The organism is Bradyrhizobium sp. WYCCWR 12699 (genome assembly GCF_032144035.1).
In the GTDB taxonomy this organism is placed as follows: domain Bacteria; phylum Pseudomonadota; class Alphaproteobacteria; order Rhizobiales; family Xanthobacteraceae; genus Bradyrhizobium.
On sequence record NZ_JAVTJN010000021.1, the window covers coordinates 104662 to 123419 of the forward strand.

At 58.5% G+C, this 18758-nt stretch carries 14 protein-coding genes and 1 pseudogene; 4 read left to right on the forward strand and 11 right to left on the reverse strand.

All coding sequences use genetic code 11. The annotated features are described in order from the left end of the window. Positions 1-745: 745 nt before the first annotated feature. Positions 746-1528 carry an enoyl-CoA hydratase-related protein gene (locus tag RPS27_RS09630; RefSeq protein ID WP_232995601.1) on the reverse strand — a complete coding sequence of 261 codons (783 nt, stop codon included), beginning with the start codon at positions 1526-1528 and terminating at the stop codon, positions 746-748. Positions 1529-1755: 227 nt separating this feature from the next. Further along, positions 1756-3018 (reverse strand): CaiB/BaiF CoA transferase family protein, encoded by a 1263-nt coding sequence (locus RPS27_RS09635; protein ID WP_128929757.1) that lies wholly within the window; start codon positions 3016-3018, stop codon positions 1756-1758. Positions 3019-3220: 202 nt separating this feature from the next. Here RPS27_RS09635 and RPS27_RS09640 point away from each other — a divergent pair. Then, positions 3221-4657, forward strand: a pseudogene (locus RPS27_RS09640) (aldehyde dehydrogenase family protein). Between the two features lie 49 nt (positions 4658-4706). On the opposite strand, the gene RPS27_RS09645 reads toward RPS27_RS09640, so the two are convergent. Beyond that, a complete protein-coding gene (locus tag RPS27_RS09645) occupies positions 4707-6062 on the reverse strand; it encodes a PLP-dependent aminotransferase family protein (protein ID WP_128929756.1) in 1356 nt (451 codons plus the stop codon). Positions 6063-6126: 64 nt separating this feature from the next. Next, positions 6127-7128: an AraD1 family protein gene (gene araD1, locus RPS27_RS09650; RefSeq protein WP_249798521.1), complete on the reverse strand. Its 1002-nt coding sequence runs from the start codon at positions 7126-7128 to the stop codon at positions 6127-6129. 864 nt (positions 7129-7992) lie between these two features. Here araD1 and RPS27_RS09655 point away from each other — a divergent pair. Next, positions 7993-9315 carry an MFS transporter gene (locus RPS27_RS09655; protein WP_164934143.1) on the forward strand — a complete coding sequence of 441 codons (1323 nt, stop codon included), beginning with the start codon at positions 7993-7995 and terminating at the stop codon, positions 9313-9315. 228 nt (positions 9316-9543) lie between these two features. On the opposite strand, the gene RPS27_RS09660 is transcribed toward RPS27_RS09655, so the two are convergent. The 7 genes from RPS27_RS09660 to RPS27_RS09690 form a co-directional block, all read right to left on the reverse strand. Further along, a complete protein-coding gene (locus RPS27_RS09660) occupies positions 9544-10695 on the reverse strand; it encodes a glycoside hydrolase family 88 protein (protein WP_128929754.1) in 1152 nt (383 codons plus the stop codon). A 454-nt stretch (positions 10696-11149) separates the two neighbouring features. Beyond that, positions 11150-12382, reverse strand: a complete 1233-nt coding sequence (locus RPS27_RS09665; protein ID WP_128929753.1) for an NAD(P)/FAD-dependent oxidoreductase — start codon at positions 12380-12382, stop codon at positions 11150-11152. Next, the gene (locus RPS27_RS09670; protein WP_128955097.1) at positions 12379-13254 is read right to left on the reverse strand and encodes a sugar phosphate isomerase/epimerase family protein; all 876 of its coding nucleotides are present in this window, start codon (positions 13252-13254) and stop codon (positions 12379-12381) included. Before RPS27_RS09670 ends, RPS27_RS09665 begins: the two co-directional genes overlap by 4 nt. Positions 13255-13271: 17 nt before the next feature. After that, the gene (locus RPS27_RS09675; RefSeq protein WP_128929751.1) at positions 13272-13592 is read right to left on the reverse strand and encodes a Rieske 2Fe-2S domain-containing protein; all 321 of its coding nucleotides are present in this window, start codon (positions 13590-13592) and stop codon (positions 13272-13274) included. 129 nt (positions 13593-13721) lie between these two features. Next, complete coding sequence (locus tag RPS27_RS09680; protein ID WP_128929750.1) at positions 13722-14717, reverse strand: sterol desaturase family protein; 996 nt, start codon at positions 14715-14717, stop codon at positions 13722-13724. A gap of 98 nt (positions 14718-14815) precedes the next feature. Beyond that, positions 14816-15682 (reverse strand): 3-methyl-2-oxobutanoate hydroxymethyltransferase, encoded by an 867-nt coding sequence (locus RPS27_RS09685; RefSeq protein WP_232995600.1) that lies wholly within the window; start codon positions 15680-15682, stop codon positions 14816-14818. Between the two features lie 25 nt (positions 15683-15707). Then, positions 15708-16649, reverse strand: a complete 942-nt coding sequence (locus tag RPS27_RS09690; protein ID WP_128929749.1) for a ribokinase — start codon at positions 16647-16649, stop codon at positions 15708-15710. A 236-nt stretch (positions 16650-16885) separates the two neighbouring features. On the opposite strand from RPS27_RS09690, the gene RPS27_RS09695 reads away from it, so the two are divergent. Continuing rightward, complete coding sequence (locus RPS27_RS09695) at positions 16886-17773, forward strand: AraC family transcriptional regulator (protein ID WP_237891805.1); 888 nt, start codon at positions 16886-16888, stop codon at positions 17771-17773. A 428-nt stretch (positions 17774-18201) separates the two neighbouring features. Then, positions 18202-18579, forward strand: a complete 378-nt coding sequence (locus tag RPS27_RS09700) for a nuclear transport factor 2 family protein (RefSeq protein ID WP_128929748.1) — start codon at positions 18202-18204, stop codon at positions 18577-18579. The last annotated feature ends 179 nt before the right edge of the window (positions 18580-18758 follow it).

Here is an 18758-nt window from a genome sequence, read left to right on the forward strand (position 1 = left end):
TGCGCCGCATGCTCCTTCTCGGTTCTTTAACGCGTCCCCCACGTGCAAATGCGGCGGCTGATGGTGACTCCGCCCACCGCCCCGACAGCGGCAGTGTGGTAGCCTCTCCCGGCATCTGCACCCCTCGCTACGGCTCCAACAGCGCGATGGGATCTCGGGGGATCACGAGTCACGTACTGGCGTTTGCGCTGAGTGACCGACGGGCGCTGGAAGGTCACAAGTTATTCCAAGAAACCGGTAGCCGCTTTGAGATGTATTACTGCAACCGCACAGATCCGCGCGAACGAGTAAGGTCGACGGTCGCAAATGCCGCATCGTCTTAGTCGCCTTACGACTGAGCTTCGACTGGCTCGCCTCAATCGACTAGATCCAACTGGGCACCCTCTTGTCTGAAGCATATACGGCGCGGCGGTCTGTATTTCTCCTTCCTAGCAGTCCCGATATTCTCAGCCGGGACAATCGTACCCAGAATATCTAAGTACCGATGCAATTCGACCATTGCGACCAGAAGCAAACCGGCGGCCAGCTTTAGCTCAGAGCGACGCGGTTGCGCCGCCGATTGAACTCGTGGCTCTCGCCGGGAGCGAAGATGACAGGGTGATCGAGACGATCAACGATGATCCGGCTAGGCCATCGTAGCTTCCAATGCCTCAGCACCACAAGCAGCCCGACGGCTCTCGTGCGGCGCTCGCAAATCTGCTCGCTTTGTATTGTGTTCCTAAGAGCAGAATTCTGCAAAGGGGTTCTATTTCCCCTGGTAATTTGGGGGCCGCTTCTCGAAGAAAGCGTCCATCCCTTCCTGCTGATCAGAAGTGGTGAAAGCAACCCGGATCGCTTGCCGTTCAAATTCCACACCGGCATCGAGGTTCGTTTGATAGGCGGCCAGAACGGCAGCCTTCGCAAGCTCCGTCGATCGAGGCGGCTTCTGTGCGATTATTTCCGCAATCTCGAGCGCGCGTGCCCGCGCCTGGCCCGTTTCTGTAACCTCGGAGACCATTCCTGCCTGCATTGCGGCACGGGCCGAAATTGATTGGCCAGTGAGGATCATCAGCATGGCAAGCGATTTGCCCGCCACGCGTGTCAACCGCTGGGTTCCGCCGTCACCCGGCAAAACGCCGATGTTGATTTCAGGTTGACCGAAGAGCGCGCCTTCGCCTGCGATAATGATATCGGCCAGCATTGCAAGTTCGTGACCGCCCCCAAGACAAACGCCCTCTACGGCAGCTATGATCGGCTTGAGACAGTTGGTGAGGTCGCGCCAATCATTGCGTCGGGCGAGATTGTTAATGGCCTCGAAGCCGCGTTGTTGCATCTCCTTGATATCCGCGCCCGCGCAAAAGAACGTGTCGGTGCCGCAAAGCACGATGCAGCGGACGTCCTCATCCAAAATTGCGTCTCGGCAGGCCGATGCAAGTGCCGCGATAAGCTCATTGCTCAGGGCATTTCGCTTCGCCGGCCTGTTCATGCTCAGCAGGCGGACGTGCGGGAGAGGGGAAGTGGATAGCACGAGTTCGGATTTTTGGATCACGAGAGAATTCTTCCTGGAGAATGGGAGAAGAACCAGAACTTCTTCTCGACTTGGATCGGGATGCACCTTGCGTAAGCTGGCTTGCAGCGAGCTTCGGAGAGATCATTGCGTTGCACACAATTCGCTGCCATTCATCCGGGCAAGCTGCCGAGGACCCGAGGTTGATATGGTTGCTATCGTGCGAGCAAGGCCAGGAAAAACAGACACCACATTGTGGTTTGGGCGGGCTATCCGAAAGCCTTTCTGCTTCGAGCCTCCTGAATCGCCTGCTCCGAGAAGCCAAAGGAAGTCAGGACCTCCTCGGTAGCGGCACCGATCGGCGCGGGGTGAATCCGGACGGCTGGAGGTGTGCGTGAGAGCCGGACTGGCAGTCCGGCGAGCGAAACGACTCCTCGCCCGGGTACCTCAACCTGCCACATGATGCCGTTTTGGCTTGCCTGAGGGTGGCTGATCGCTTCTGGAATTTCATTCACAGGTGAGCAGAGCAGATCCACGGAAGCCAGACGATCGAGTACCTCCGAAGTGTTCAAGGTCATCAAAGCCGGCGCACAATATTCCTGAATGGCGGTCAGATTTTCGATCTGCTTTTCGCGTGTAGCGAGTTCAGGCCGCGTGCTTATGTCCGGTAGATCGAGCGCCTGGCAAAGCAGGCCAAGCGGGTTGTCGCGAAAGAGCATTACAACGGCTACCCAACCGTCCGCGGTCCTGACGAGCATCGCCTGACGCGTCCAGTCGGTTTTCACACCATAGATGCTCTCGCTGGCGATTTCGCACAGCTGCATAGCGAGCGAAACATCGAACAGCGACGTCGACACCAGTTGTCCCCGGCCCGAGGTCTGGCGTTCGATGACGGCGGCAAGAATGCCCTGGACGAGCGACATCGCCGCGCCATAGTCGACAATAGGAGAGTTCGTCAGCTGCGGAGGCTGGTGCTCCTGCAGTCCTCCCCGTGCCAACCCGCTAAATGCCTGCGCCAGCATGTCCTGGCCCGGACGATCTGCAAGCGGACCTGTTTCCCCGAAACCAAACCCCGCAGCATAGATGAGACGGGGATTGCGTGTGCTAAGATCCTTATAGCCGAGGCCCAGCCGCTCCATCACGCCGGGGCGGAAGTTGTGCATCAACACGTCAGCGCGGTCGACCAGGGTCAGCAAGATCTCAAAGGCGGCCGGGTTCTTCAAATCCAAGGCGAGTGTCCGCTTGTTTCTGCCCATCGCAGCGTAATACGCGCTCATCCCGCCGACGCGGGTGGCCTCAAAATCAAGCCCGCGCGTGATGTCACCTTGGGGACGTTCGATCTTGATGACGTCCGCGCCAAAATCCCCCAACACCTGTCCTGCAAGCGGCACCTGCATCACCATGCCGACTTCCAGAACGATCAAGCCGTCAAGGGCGCCACGCGCTACGGAGGCAGTTGCTTTATCGCTCACGACAGGCCTTTCCCTCAGATTGGAACGCTCGATACTATGCCGCGCGATCGTCGCCGTCAAGATTACTATATCCCATTATAAAATTGATATATTGCAATGCGCTGCGAAACCGGCTTTGAATGCGATTGCCGAATCGAGGCGCCGAACAGGCGTTTGGGCCAGCACCTGCCGGAAAGGGGATCACTCCCTGCCGCCGAAAAGCAGGTGCCGACGCAGTTGGACGTCCTGAGACGTTCTGCAAGGCTTGGTGACGGGGGGCCTGATGACGAAGAACTACATCGCCGGTGAATGGATTGCGGCAGCCAAGGCAGTCGCGAACATCAACCCGTCTGATACTCGCGACATCGTAGGCGAGTACGCCCAAGCCTCTGTAGAAGAGGCGAAGCGTGCGATCGATGCGGCCCATGGCGCCTTTCCGGCTTGGGCGCGTTCGACGATCCAGAGCCGCCACGACGTTCTGAAAGCCGTGGGTGACGAGATATTGGCCCGCAAGGACGAACTCGGACGCCTGCTCTCACGTGAGGAAGGAAAGACCTTGCCGGAGGGGATCGGCGAGGTCGCTCGCGCCGGCCAGATCTTCCATTTCTTCGCGGGTGAGTGCCTGAGGCTGAGCGGCGAGAAGCTGCTCTCCGTGCGAGCCGGCATAGACGTTGAGATGTCCCGCGAGCCGCTCGGCGATCACGCCATGGAATTTTCCTATGGCCATTCCGGCCTGGAAGATCGCCCCGGCACTGGCCTATGGCAACTCCGTCGTGTTCAAGCCTGCAGAACTGGTCCCCGCCTCGGCAAACGCCCTTTGCGACATCATTGCGCGCGCCGGCGTTCCCCCCGGCGTCTTCAACCTCGTCATGGGGAGCGGCTCGGTCGTGGGCGAAACAATGCTCGCCAGTACGAAGGTGGCCGCGATCTCCTTCACCGGCTCGTTGTCGACCGGCCGGCGCATTGCCCAAACCTGCATTTCTGCCGATCCCATGAAGAAGATGCAGTTGGAGATGGGGGGCAAGAATCCAATGGTGGTGCTCGACGACGCCGACCTAAAGGTGGCCGTCGAATGCGCGATCAACAGCGCCTTCTTTTCGACCGGCCAGCGCTGCACGGCCTCATCTCGCCTCATCGTGACAGATGGCATTTACGACGCCTTCCTGGCAGCTATCACGGAAAGGATGGATGCGCTGGTCGTGGATGACGCCTGCAAGCCAGGAACGCAGATTGGGCCGGTGGTTGATCAGAAGCAGCTGGAGCAAGACTTGATGTACATCCGCCTCGGCCAGGACGAGGGGGCCAAGCTCGTCGCTGGGGGCGAGCTATTGAAACGCGATGCGCCCGGTTTCTACTTGTCGCCCGCGCTGTTTGCAGAAGTCGACAATCGGATGCGGGTCGCGCGCGAAGAAATTTTCGGCCCGTGGCAGCACTGATCCGGGCGCGAAATTATGACGAGGCCCTTGAGATCGCCAACGACACCCCATTCGGACTATCTTCCGGAATCTGCACCACAAGTCTGAACTATGCCAGCCATTTCAAGCGCAACGCGGAGGCTGGCATGGTGATGGTCAACCTGCCGACGGCGGGCGTCGACTATCACGTGCCCTTCGGCGGCCGCAAAGGTTCGTCCTATGGATCACGTGAGCAAGGGCGCTACGCTGCAGAGTTCTATGCGACTGTGAAGACAGCCTATGCGTTTGATGGAGGTCCACCATGAGCGTGATGGCGGCCGCCTGAAAGCGCCCGAGTTGAACAGTTCTGCACGTTCAGATGATTGACATGCTGGCTTCGTTGCCGACTTCGAGCGAAGCTGCGACCTGGCGGAGCGCCCATTCGAGATCTTCGATGTTTTCGGGAACGCCGATCGATATCCTCAGCCCCGAGATCAAGGAGGGATCAACCACGAGCGCCGAGGGCGGCGTTGTGATGACGCCCCGTTGCAATGAACGGGCTGCCACCTGTTGAGCAATGTCGCTTGGCAGGTCCATCCAGATGTGAAAGCTGGCCGGATGATCTGCACGTATATGCGGCCGGAGGATTTGGGAGGCAAGCTTCACGCGCTTCTTCGCCTCCTGGACCAGAGACTGCTTCACGCGCGCGGCTGTTCCCGTGCGGATCCATTCGGATACGATGAAGGTTGAAATCGGCGAGGCCATCCAGCAGGTCGCGCGCATAGATTGATGAATCTGCGAAAGATAAGGCTCGGGCGCGACGAGCATTCCGATGCGCAGACCCGGCGCCAGGCACTTCGACAGCGTATTGACATAGAAGGTCCGCTCCGGCGCCAATGAGGCGAGCGGCTCGCTGGTCTCGTCCAGGAAGCCGTATGCGTCATCTTCGATGATCAGGATGTCCCGCTTACGCGCGATCCGCACGATCTCTCGCCGGCGTGCCGCGCTCATGATTCTCGCGGTTGGGCTCTGGATGGTGGGAATAGCAAAAAGCACCCGCGCTGCCCCGCTTGCCGCCGCTTTGTCGAAAGCGCCCGGCAGCAATCCTTCGCCATCCATCGGCAGCCCGATAAGGTCGAGCTTTGCGAAATGAGCATAGGACTTCATGCCGTGATAAGTGCCGGCCTCGACGAAGACTTTGTCACCAGGCTGGCAGATCGAGCTGAAGGTCAGCGCTATCCCGTGCTGTGCTCCATTCGTAATAACGAGGTTGTCCGGATTGGCTTCGAAGCCCGATTGACGAAATAGGCCGGCGAGCTGGGCCCGGTGTTCGGCAACACCAGAGTGGGAGAGGTATCCCACGTAGTCGGAGATGTCAGCCGTTGGAAACGTAGATGGGCTCTCAGCTAGCACCTTGGGCAGTAACGCCGGCCCTGGGATGTTGAGGCTGAGATCGACAACCTTGCCACCGGACGCAGGGGTCGGCCTCTGTGACGCGACAAACGTCCCGCGGCCGACGTGCCCCAGAAGCAGGCCGCGCCGTTGACCTTCTGCATAGGCCTTGATGACCGTTCCGACGCTGAGGCCGATCTCCTCTGCCAAATCACGCTGGGTAGGCAGCCTTGTTCCTGCCGCAAGAGTTCCTGCCGCGATGTCGTGTTCGATGGCCTCGACGAGCCGGACGAACAGGGGAGCGGTGCCAGCCCGCAGGTGAGGGTGCCATTTCTGCATTTTGATTGCTTATCTCAGAATACCGCGCTTTCGCTATCCCAATTTTTGGTCCACCAGATCAAGCTCATAGCGGCCGCACCCTCACGATCTCTGTTTGCTTTTCCTCGATGAGCGAGTTGCGCAATGGCCGCCCGAAAGCCGGAGATTCGATCTCGAAAGCGTCACCGCCGCGCAGCTTGACGCCGGCCGAAAAGCTTAAGGCGCTCGCGCCGAAGAAATAGACGTGGACGTCGCCGGGCCGACGAAACGCGCGGTATTTGAAGTGATGGTGCTCAAGATTCTCAATGGAATGAGACATGTTGTTCTCGCCCGAGATAAAGCTTCCGGACCAGATCGCTTCGCCAGCTCGCAAGACGCGGACCGTTCCGGATACCTCGTCCGGAAGATCGCCCACGAGGAGTTCGGGACCATAGGAGCACTGGCGCAGCTTTGAATGAGCAAGGTAGAGGTAGTTTCGCTGCTCCATCACATGATCGGAGTATTCGTTGCCGAGGCAGAAGCCGACACGCAGTACGTCGCCTCCCTCGCCAATGACGTAAAGCCCTACAATTTCGGCCTCCTCGCCCCCGTCTTCAGCATAGGACGGCAACGTGAGGGGTTGCTCAGGTGCGACTGCCCAGGAGCCATCACCCTTATAGGCCCACTCTGGCTGGACCCCGATGGATCCCGGCGGAGGCTTTCCACCGTCCAGGCCAAGCTTGAACATCCGCATTGAATCGGAAAGTTCGCCTGCGGCCAATTTCGCGTGCATGGCGTCGCGCGACTCGGCGCTACCGAGGTGCGTAAGTCCAGTCACCGCGATCATGCAACGCGAAGGATCAGCGTGGTCGAGAGGCGGCAACAGCCGCTTCTCGCGGATGATCGCATCGTAATCGACCTTCTCTCCGAAGCCGCACCTTTGGACGCATTCGGCAAGCGATAGCCGGGAGCGGGCTGCCTCCAAGGCTAATTCGCGTACACTTGTCCGATTGTTCACGAGCACAGGGACCCCGTCGCCCGCCTGGAGCGCAGCGACATGACGAGAACCGTTCAGAGATACAAATTGGATGAGGCGCACGAGATCCATTCCAGGTGAGAGCCAGCCGCGCTGATTGCGGCAAAGCCAGACTGACATTCAAATTGAGATAGGTCAATGTGCTTGGCTAATCGGGGGTGCCAATATTTCATGAGCGATTTCAGTCGTATAGATGTATCAATCCTTCAGCTAGAATGATGGCTACCAGATTGATATATCCTAATTGTATTTGAGATAGTCTATTGCTTGACATTGGCCCGTCATTGTGATGGTCTCGCTCGATATTGGGCTAGTGCACAGAGATGCCGGCCGTCATGGGAGACGAAGCGGTGGAGGCGATTTACTGGTTTCATGGGAGGAGCGGCTGGGCTGGCGATATTGCAGTCCATGCCAAGCTTCTCGCCAGCCCGCGCCCTTTACAACCATCCCTCTCGCGCTCGCGCGAGCCCCTTTGTCTTTCCGCGCAAGTCCTTGTGATCCAAGCGGCGGCCCCGAGACGATCTCATCATTCACCTTTTCCAGGTCAGTTCGGCTTACGTAAGCAGATACTCGATCAGCTCGCATCGTTTGCGCGGAAAAGTAGGAAACGTTCGCCTCGCCAAGCCGAGCGGACGTCTCAGCGCGGAGGAGTTTGTCCGCCTGCCTTGAATCGAAAAACTTAAGCGTCCCGCAGAAGGGCGCATTGCTACAGGAGGGACCATGGAGTTGGGACATAAGCCCGCCCGCGGGCTGTTACACAGACGATTGGAATGAAGGAAGCCCGATCAGCTGCCTTCGATCGCGCCAGCGTCCATTTACGGGCGTGCCGCCAGAAATCTCAGCGCCTTGAGCAGGCCAACAAGCGACAGGCCGGCGCGCATTCGCGCTTGCCGCGCAAGGCTTAAGCAGTCTTACCCAATGAGCGGAAGCAGACCCATGCAAACAATGGCCCAACCTTCTATCGATTTCATTCAGCCCGAGAAGCAAGTTGCAACGAGATCAATGACTATTGGTCTGGGCGGAGGCGTCGCGCTGGAGTGGTATGACTGGCAAGTCTACGGCTTCATGGCGGCTTTTCTATCTCCCCACTTCTTCCCTTCAAATGACCCGGTCGTTTCGCTGCTGGGAGCATTTGCCGTATTTGGAGCCGGATTCATTGCGCGGCCTCTGGGAGCGGCTTTGCTTGGTCCTATCGCAGATCGCATCAGCCATAAACGCGTCATGATGATCGCTGTTACGGTCATGGCGCTATCTTCGTTCCTGATTGCGATCTTGCCGGCTCATAAGGACATCGGGACCCTTGCCACTGCAGCGCTGGTCATTCTTCGACTGATGCAAGGGCTTGCCACTGGCGCAGAGGCGGGCGTCGCCAATGCAATCGCCATCGAGTTGGCACCACCAGGTGAGGAGGGGCGGTATCTCGGCTTGATCAACGGTACATTCATCATGTTGGGTTCGATCGGAGCAAGCCTCGTCGCTTTTCTGGTGAGCGCGGCCGTCGCCCCCGAGGTCATGCGCGAGTGGGCTTGGCGAGTGCCGTTTGCGGTCGGAGGCCTGCTTGGCGTCCTCATCTTCTTCCTGCGCCAAGCAATCCCGGAAACATTGATCGCCCGCGCTATGCATCATGACGAGATGTCGCGCGTTCAGAAAACCACCGGCGGCGTTTGGAAGGCGCTCTGGAATGTGCGACTGTCGCTTCTGGCCGTGATTTTGGTGATCGGCTCGGTGCAGCTCGCCAACTACACGTACAACGTGGGCCTGCCCAACATCGCCAATGGTGTTTTCAAGGAAAACAGCACGTGGGTGTACGGCATCCTGACCCTCATGGGATTTTGCTGGATGGTCTTTTCACCTGCCATCGGTGCGTTTGCAGACAAGATAAAGCCCTCGCGCGCGTTCATCTTGATGCGCCTTCTGCTCATCCCAGCATTCTTCCTGACGCTGCTCTATTCACACCAAAGCCTTCTGACCTACGCCATGGTGATGCTGGTTGGCGGGGCCATGGTGGGCTGCAATATGGCTCTCTACAACTTCATAGCCACAACCTTGATGCCGCGCACAGTGAGAACGACAGGCGTCGCCCTTGGTTACGCAATCGGTGTGACAATTTTCGGCGGTACCACGCCCTACCTGCTGGTATGGTTGCAACGCGAGGACATGGCATGGATGTTCCCAATCTACGGGTCGCTCGTCGCTTTGCTCAGCGTGGTCGTATATCAGATCGCTAAAAAGCGCGGCTGCATCTATGTAGGCGAGTGATAACAGTCTTGTTAGGGCACTCCAGAGAGGTCCGGCCGATCGGCGGCTCCCCTCTGGAAAGGCAATGGTCTCAGTGGAACAGCGGCTGAACAAGAAACCCTTGATCTCTCCAGCCGTCAAATGCGCCCCTAGGTCCGTTCCAAGCCGCTTTAAGGATTTCGGCCGGGGTAACGCGAGAGTGACACAGAGAGCGCTCGCCGCTGGCCTTCGCCAGCAGCGAGTGCCATTTTAGATTTCTTCAGGCCGCAACCTGCCGGTTAGCAAATGAAGCGCCTCGAACAAGTAGTAGCTACCAAAGATCAATTCGGCATTACTGACGTAGTCCTCGGCTCTCGAATCCCCGCGCTTGTTGAAGCATCCTTCCACCAGCATGCCGGCTGGACGGCTATCGTTCTTATGAACCGGAGTGAGATATCGTTCGACCAGCGCCAAAGCGGTGCGTTCTCCGGCGCTACGGTATTGCCGCCGCTTACTGTCAGTCGGCGCAATCGAGCTCAATTTTAGAAGAGCCGATGCCATAAAAGCGGTCGCCGCAGTGTCCCGCTCGACGTTGGGCGCTTTAGGAGCGTCAAAATCCCAGTACGACACGCAATCATCTGGCACATGGGCGAGCCACCAGTCGGCCCCGTTCATGGCGGCTTGACGCCATCGCTCCTCTCCGCCGCCGGAAAAGTAGCTGATCGTCGAGCACACCACGCCCCACGCCTGTGCTCTTGCCCAAACGCTGTTCTCGCTGAAGCCCTTGTGTGTGTAGCGTCGGAGAACCTTGCCGGTCTCGGGATCGAGGGAGGAGGACTGGATGAAGGATCCGTCCTCACGCTGATGGACGGTCAGAACTTTATCCGTATGATTGGCAGCCACTTCGCGCATCGCGCGGTCGTCTAGAGTTCGAGCGGCCCAAAACAGCAGCAATGAGACGACCAAACTGTCGACGCTGCTTGCAGTGGCTCCCACGTCAGCGCCCTCCTCGGCATTCGCGCCAAGGGGCACAAGACCAAGGTGATGGTTGTAGCGTTGCTTCAGATCTCGTGCCGCCGCAAGGCCGAGCGTCCGCGCGCGGTGACTTCCGGTGAGCAGCGAACCCAGTCCGGCCCCGTAATAGAAGGTCGCAGCCTTGAACGCGGTATCGGCCGAGACGCGCGGTTCAAGACGCTCGCAACCTCGTTCTGCAAGATCTCTGAAGCGCTCGCCGCCGTTACTCCGCGAGGCAAGCCAAAGCATCCCCAGCCAATAGCCGCCGGTCCAGTCTCCGTTTGAAGTTGTCGTCCAGGTGCCGCTCTCCGGATCTGCCCAATGTGGATAGGCGTCGCCAACTTGTTGAGCTGTATTCTCGATCCGCCGCATCATACGTGCGATCGCTTCTTCCCAGTCTATGCTCATCAAAGCTCCTCGTGAAAATGCAGGATGGTTCCACCTGAAAGCGGGTTCTCACCATTGCTTCACTTGAGAGCTTCTCATGATTATTGCATTATATCAATCTGAAATTGGGATAGTGTATTTGCTCAACGAGGTAGGTCTTGCTACATTCAATCGGGCTCCCAGCGTGATGCCGCCAGGTCCCGAAAAGCAGCGCATGATGTTCAGCGCGGTATCAAAGTAGTCTGCGTTTGCTTGCAGGGATATTGGCGCACAGTGGAGCGCTGGCGCGCCGGCCCGAAGTTGATCTATCGATCGAGCCTTCTCAACGGTCGTCCTGGCTCGACAAACGCCGCATCCAGCCTCTGACGAGGGATTGCCGCTACGCCCAATGGGCGAGCATTCGGTAGCCCGCGTGGCGCATGTCCTTTTGCCAGGTGACTTGCTTGCCGGGTGACCTGCGCCGCGGCAGTAGTCACTAAAGAAGCTGCTTCAAGTTCAGCGCCGGATTAGCGAGCGCCTCTGCCTCGACCTTCAGTTCCCGCCTAATGATCGTCTCTGCAACTCGGATTTCCTTCGCAACGGCGCCGAGGCTTCCAAACCCACAAGCAGCCACGAGGCGCCCGCCGTCGACAAGGGAGAATAGAAGTTGGCCCCTCGGGCCTAGGCTTCTGACGACCGGGATTTCTCCGCCGCAGCAGAGGCCGACCATTTGCAAAGTCTCATCGTATTGGTCCGACCAGAACCAGGGGAGATCGTCATACGGACGATCCTCGCCCACCATATTCGCCGCCGCAATCACCCCTTGCCGCTGCGCGTTGCGCCAAGCTTCCAGCCTGATCCGCTTTCCGTAAAGGCGATGTGGAAAGGAACAGCAGTCCCCCGCTGCGAATACGCGCGGATCCGATGTGGCCAGCATTTCGTCAAGCGCGATGCCGTTGTCGACAGCGAGCCCCGCCGCTTGCGCCAGTTCGACGTTGGGGGTTGCACCGACCCCCACGATCACGAGATCGGCAAGATGTCTTTGGCCCCCGGCCAGTACCACGCAGGAGCGTCCTTCACAAAGCTCGATACGTTCAACGACTGCCGTTGTCTCGATCCGTACCCCAGAACGCTCGTGCTTGGCCCTGATCAGTTCAGCTATGCCAACTGGCACTGCCCGGGAAAGTATGCGCGATCCTGCTTCGAAGACGATGACCGAAGCGCCTCGCAAGATCGAGCTCGCAGCAACCTCGAGCCCGATAAAGCCGCCGCCGATCACAGCCATCTCGCAGCCTTGGCCGATTAACTCGCGAAGGCGTGTGGCATCCTCATACGACCTAAGCGTTGCGACCCTTGATCCCTCAGCAATTGGCACGTTCAGGTCACGCGGACGAGCGCCAGTGGCCAAGAGGAGGCGATGATAGCCTATCTTGGCCCCATTCGAGAGAATCACCATGCTGGCCGTGCGATCAATCGAGACCACCTCACAGCCGTGGCGATAATCGATCTTCAATTCGGAAAGCCGCTCTGACGTCACAATCGTCTTCGGCCCAGGCCTCGTCTCATCGACCAGAACTGCTTTGGAGAGAGGAGGGCGCTCATACGGGAGACTGCTTTCGTTGCCGATCAACACCACGCTCTCTTCCCAGCCGCGCTCGCGCAGCGCCAGGGCGGCTGCCGTGCCAGCTTCGCCGGCGCCAACAATGGCAATCGTCGAATGAGTACTCAAATGGCCACCCCTCTTGCAGGCAGAGCCTGCTCCTCACTGGCCACGCTATCGAAGAGGTCACGGACTAGGGACCTAAGAAGAAGAGCTTCCTCCCAACGATCCGTCGTGTCCTTGCCTTGCCGATCGGTGATCGCATAGGGCTGCGGGCCAAGTTCGCAGGTAAAACTAAGGCAGGCACCCGTGCCTGCGCGCTTTCGCCAGCTTCGGAACCCGTATTTCCACCACCCCAGGAACAGATCCAGCCATATCCTGTGCTGAGGAAACGTGATCTCAACCTGAATTTGCTCGCGAGATGCAACCCGTCCATGAAACGCCCAAGCGCGATCGAGCACCTGCCGCACCAGCGCTTCATCCTCGTCCGAGATGGGATACCAGAACTCCCGACCCAGCAGGATGTGCGACAAATCGGCAAGGATCCGCATCCCGGGCACCTCGTCCATCAGATCGAGAGTAAAGAGGAGATCCGTGGTCATCCTGTTGCGATGCGTTTCGAAGTAGATCGGCATGCCTGCCTCTTCCGCCACCCTGATCCAGCCATCCAGCAGCGGGATACAATCGCTGACCCTGCGCGGACGGATGTCTGGCTGGACGTTGAGATGCAGAACGTTGATCTGCTTGGCGAGGTCGATGGCAGACTTCAAGTGATCGATCGTCTGCGGGAAGCACATGCCCTCGACTGCAAGCCCGGAACCGTTCAAAGCGCGTGCGATCAGGTTGACGCGTCCTGGATCATTGCAGGACGTAGAGATCCCGTCGAACCCCGCTTGCTGTATCATCGCCAGGTTTTCATCGAGAGAACGTTCGAAACCGTCAGGCTGCCGCCGCTCCATGGCCCAGAGGGACTGCAAGACAAGTAAACGCTGTGAGGTCATCCGCAGCTCTCACCCGCTCAGACCTTGACCATAACAATGCCATTCTCGATTTTTACCTCGTAACTCTGCAAGTCGACGCATGCGGGCAGCGCACGCGACTCGCCCGTTCGATAGTCGAAGGTGCCGAAGTGTTTCGGGCATTCGATAATTCCGCCATCGACAATGCCATCCGCAAGATGGACCTTCTCGTGTGAGCAGTGGCCGTCCATCGCGAAGTAATCGCCCTCGGGCGAGCGAACAATCACAAACGTGCGGCCGCCGTGATCGAGGCGGCGAACCTCTTCAGGCCTCAAAGCGTCCGCAGCGCAGGCCGCCACCCATTCAGCTTGTTTAGTCATATCTAGTCCTCAATCTTCAACTGGCGGCGATCAATCGGCTGTGGCTCAGTCGCGCAGCGTGCGCCAGTACCGTTGCGGCGCAAGGGCTGCCTCAACGTGACAGGCCTTCGGAGCCTCCCCGCTTCGGCGCTAACCGCCGCGCACCCACTTCTTGGCCTTTATGCGCTTATACATTCTCTCGTCGGCCTCTGGAGAGCCGTCGTGAGCCGTGCCGAACCACTCGTCGAGCGGGATGCGGCGTTCACCGTAGTTCACCTCGAAATACTTGTGGTGCAGGTAATGGTAGAAGTTGTCGGTGCTGATCGCCTTCGCATCATCCACGACCACGCGGTCGAAACCGGTATGTGACTTTGCGGGGGACAGTCCCGCGTGCATCAGCTGAAACATTGCGTGCAGCGGATGGGACGGAAGAACGAAATGAATCAATACCCCTGAGAAGTAAGCGATGTGTTCCAGTGTCGACGCCGAGAGGCCGGACCACGGCCCCGGATTGACGTTCTTGTGGTGGACCTTGTGGATGAGATGGTACAGCGGCCCAATATGGATGAGGCGGTGAATGAGGTAAAAGTGCAGTTCGCGCCACGCCGGCATCACCAGCACGAGTGCAGCACAATATAGCGGATGCGCTGCGAAATCGACGTAAGGCAAGCGGTCGTTCGCGTACATCCACCAGGTGAGCGCCTCATATGCACTCCATACAGGCACGGCGCTGCACATGGTCCAGAATATGTTCTCGGCCGTCTGACTTCCGAACATGAAGGTCGGGTTGTGCGCATCCGGCCACTTTGCATTGTATTTAAACGCCGTCTGCTGACGCCGCTCGATATAAAGAATGAAATGGAAGGTGCCGTAGAGGAGGAGAGTCAAAGCGGTGTTACGAAGCAGAATGAGCAGTATCCAGTCGGCGTGGAGTTCTCGCATCGTATCGAGCGATGGAGTGAGATAAGTCCACGATACAAGAGAGATCAGGAAATAGACCGTATTCCAGGGCAGGAGATAGCCCGGTAACCAGCGCAGTATTTTCAGCGGTTGCACCGGCCAGACAAAAATCGGCGCACGTTCGGGCTTCTTCTTTGGTACCCAATTGCCCCGCTTATCGCGCGTGCCGTACAATGCTTCGTCCATATTGCACTCCATTGCCGCTTCAAGGCAGACAGCTCGTGTGTTAGATCCTTCGCCGGCTGATTGAGATCAGCTCTCGTCGCCGTCGCAAGAGCTTTAGATCAATCGCCAAAGCCCGAGTCTTTTAGTCTCGACACGAAGGCCGCATATTCATCGTCGGCGATGTCCGATATTTCCTGCGGGCCTGGAAAGCCATTTGCGGTGACGTCAGCACGGAATGCGCTGAGAGCTTTCACGCGCTCCTGTTTGATGCGCTCCTGCAGGGCCTGAAGATCTCCATAGACCCGAGCGTGCCGGGGCCGCCGGCCTTCGCCACCGCATATGTCCTCGGTGAATAGAAAGATCACGTCAGCATCCGGTCCGGAGCCGAGCGAGACGGTCACCAGTCCGATCCGCCGGCGAATTTCCGACATGACCCGGGCTGGGATGACCTCGCATTCCACCGCAAAAGCGCCGGCTTCTTCTAGACGTCGGAAGCGCTGGAAGAGTGCCAAGGCTTCCTCCGCATATTTGCCGAAGGCGCGAAGCCTTCCGAGCCAGGTCGATTTTCTGGGAACGAGGCCCAAGTGACCGACAACCGGAATATCCTCGGCCGCGAGCATTGAGACGGTCGCCATGCCGCGTGCGGTGATCACCGCATCGGCCCCGTCGCTTAGCGCCTTCAAGGCGGTACGAAGGATGTCGTCCTGTGTTACAGCATCGGCAAAGCCCAACGCGGCGGTGACGAAGAGGTGCTTTGAGCCCCTCCGTACGGCTTCCACGTTGCGGGCGCGGGTCACCAGCATTTCAATGCCGGCCTGCTCCGCGGCCGCTGCCTCCTCGGCGGTCTCGGCAGTGACCTGAGTGTAGCGCTTGCCCGACTTTCGGGAAGCGCGCAGGTCGGCCACCGTCACCGTGCGCTCGGCCTCGCGCGCCGCCCAATCGTAAATCCGCGGCATATCGTTCCAGTTCTCACTGTTCGCGCCCAAGGCGCATTGATTTCTTGTTGCTCTCTCATTCTGCAGCCGAGGCGCGCATTGTGCGATACATCTCGTCTGCTGCGGCGCGCCTCGCCATGCCGGGAATGACCCCTAGCTTTGTGCAGACCAGGGCACCGCAGCACACCCCGAAGCGCGCGGCCTCGATCACATCCCGCCCTTCCGCCAGAGCCACGGCGAAGCCGGAATTGAACGCGTCGCCAGCACCCGTCGTGTCCACTACGTCGACCACTGCAGCCGGAATGGTGGTATCGACCTTGTCGGTGACGATCAGTACACCACGGTCGCCAAGCGTCACGATCACGTTGGCGGCCCCGCGCTTGCGCAACAGATCGACCAGCTCGCGCGAGGGCCGCGGATCATCCGGGCGCAGACCGAGCAGGATGCGAAGTTCGCTTTCATTCGGCGTCAGGAAATCGACCAACGGGAAGATTTCATCCGGCAGCGGTGCGGCCGGCGCCGGATTGAGAATGGTTTTCTTACCGTATTTGCGACCGAGCTCCATCGCCCGCATAGCCACCTCGACCGGCGGCTCCAGGACCGCCATGACGAGGTCGCTCTCGCGAATGCGGCTCTCGGCGCGATCGACAAAAGCCGGATCCATGGCGTTTGTGGCGCCATAATCCATGATAATGAAGTTCTCGCCTCGCTCATTGAGGATGATGAAGCCAACCGCCGTCGGCTTCTCGGTGATCTGCTTGACATGCGCCGTATCGACGCCCTCGGCCTTGTACAGATCAATGCCAATATCTGCGAATTGGTCTTTGCCGATGATCGCAACCAGCGACGAGTCCGCCCCGAGCCGCGCAGTGGCAACAGCCTGATTCGAACCTTTTCCGCCCGGGCCCATATCGAAACTGCTGCCTAACATCGTGACCCCGAAGACCGGGATGTTCGGAGCGCGAATGGTCAGTCCTACGGCGAAGCTGCCGACGACGGTAATTCTCGGTTTACTCATCAATTCCTCCCCTGAAAGTGCCTGAGATCAAGGCGTGGCGTGGAATGCCTCCACCACGTCGCCACAAGGGCCCTGCGCGCGGTGGCGCAGTTTCGTGGGCCGTGAGCATCGGCACCGGTCCTCCCTGAGCTCCCTCAGCGATCTCTATGGATACAAAACGTGCATCCGGGAGCCTGATCACGAGCTCATTTGTTAGTCATTGACATCGAGCCTAGATGCAGAAAGCCCCAGCGGGAATGGACAAAGCACGCTTCAATTTATATAAAACGCGCATGGCCGGCTTGCCGCAGCGCACACTTTTTCCTGAGAGCCATCAGTACGTCCTCCCTGATGCTGCCTGGACCCGATGCGCCTTTACGGTACTTAGGGCGGGCAAGGCCATCACCGCACGTGATCATCACATCGCTCGAGACAATTATCCGGGCCAGGACATTCTATACTGCTCCGCTGGGCGCGGCTTTGTAGTCAGCGAAGGCAGGACATCGACTGTTGAGCGCGGTCAGTTGATCTGGATTGCCAACGAAACGTCGCATGCGCACTGGCCGGATGAAAATGATCCCTGGACTGTTCTGTGGGTGCGGATCGACGGGCCCGACTGTGCGGCCATTCGGCGAAAGGTGTTCGGCACCGGAGCAACGCTAGCAACGATATCAGTGCCGAACGAGATCGAACGGTGGTTCGCAAGACTATTTGATGTCTTGCGCGCCAGGGATGATAACGTCGATTTGGCACTTAACTGCCTCGTGGCGGAACTGCTTCACCTCATCGCAGCACCTTCCTCGAAGCACGGTGAATCCCGTCTCCCGGCCCCATTGCGAGCCATCATTTTAAAGATGCGGCAGTCCCCGGAGCGATCCTGGCACGCCGATGAACTCGCCTCGGTCACTGGCCTCAGCGCCGCACAGACGCGGCGGCTATTTCAAGGGCATCTGCAGATCAGCCCAAGGCGCTTGTTGATTCGAGAGCGGATCATGATGGCGCAAAAGCTGCTCTTGGAAAGTGACGCTGGGCTCGGCGCAATCGCCGAACGCTGCGGTTTTTGTGACGTCTATCACTTCAGCCGTGAATTTAAGCGCAGCACTGGCACCAGTCCCAGCACCTGGCGGCGAGCTGAGGGAAGATAAGCCGGTGTATCAGGGCTGCGTCGTATACGCGGCGATCAAGGGCTCGAAGCAGCGACTTCACGTCGCTGCCCCTGATCCTCTGCGAACACTTCTGAACTCGGTCCGTACTTGTTGAGTTCGCGCCAATTCTTTTGCGGCCCCATCACCAATTTGGTGTGGACCCGGACGGGGTGGCGAAGGTACTGCTGGCTCGCAATGAGAACATAATGACCGACAAGCTGCATAGAGGAGGCGAGCTTGCAAAAAACGTTGCGCTCCGCTGACAAGCAGCGACCTCAACAAGATCGTGGATGAGCGCGCAGTCGGAAGCATGAACGAACGGATCAAAAATGCAGTGCATATGCAAGAGGTTTCCTTATATCAGATGGTAAGGCCAACCCACTCTTATCGCTTCCGGTCGCCATTTCTCCGCTGAAGAGGCGTTCATCGTGAACAACGACAAAGTTGTGCTGGATGTGCGTGCCTTCTTGGAAGCTTGGGCGCGAGCGTTCAACTCTGGCAAGCCGGAGTATCTTGTTGCGTTATACGCAGATGATGCCTTGCTTCACGGTACGTCTAGTTCCACGCTCTACATCGGTGTCGCAGAAATACGCACCTACTTCCATGGCACCGCAAGGGTAAAATTTGACGTATGTCATTGCGTCAGCTTGGCGGCTGACATTGTTATGGCCGTCGGAAATTATGTCTTTTCTGAAACGCGGCATGATCTGCAAGTGGCGACACCCGCCCGATTTACGTTTGTGCTGCGCCGTCATGATGCCTCCTGGAAGATTTTACACCATCATTCATCTACCACCCCCCTTTAGGTGGATTAAGGTGGTGGCGAATGCGCGTACGATCGTGAGCTTGGCGCGCGGCAGTTCGCGCCAGTTAGGGGAAGCGCGTGATCGCCGAAATTGGCTGGTTGTTACTTTGAAATGCTTAGGCCTCTGATGTAATCCGCTGCATTGTCAGATCCGTGCCATATTTCAACTCTAAGGTGACG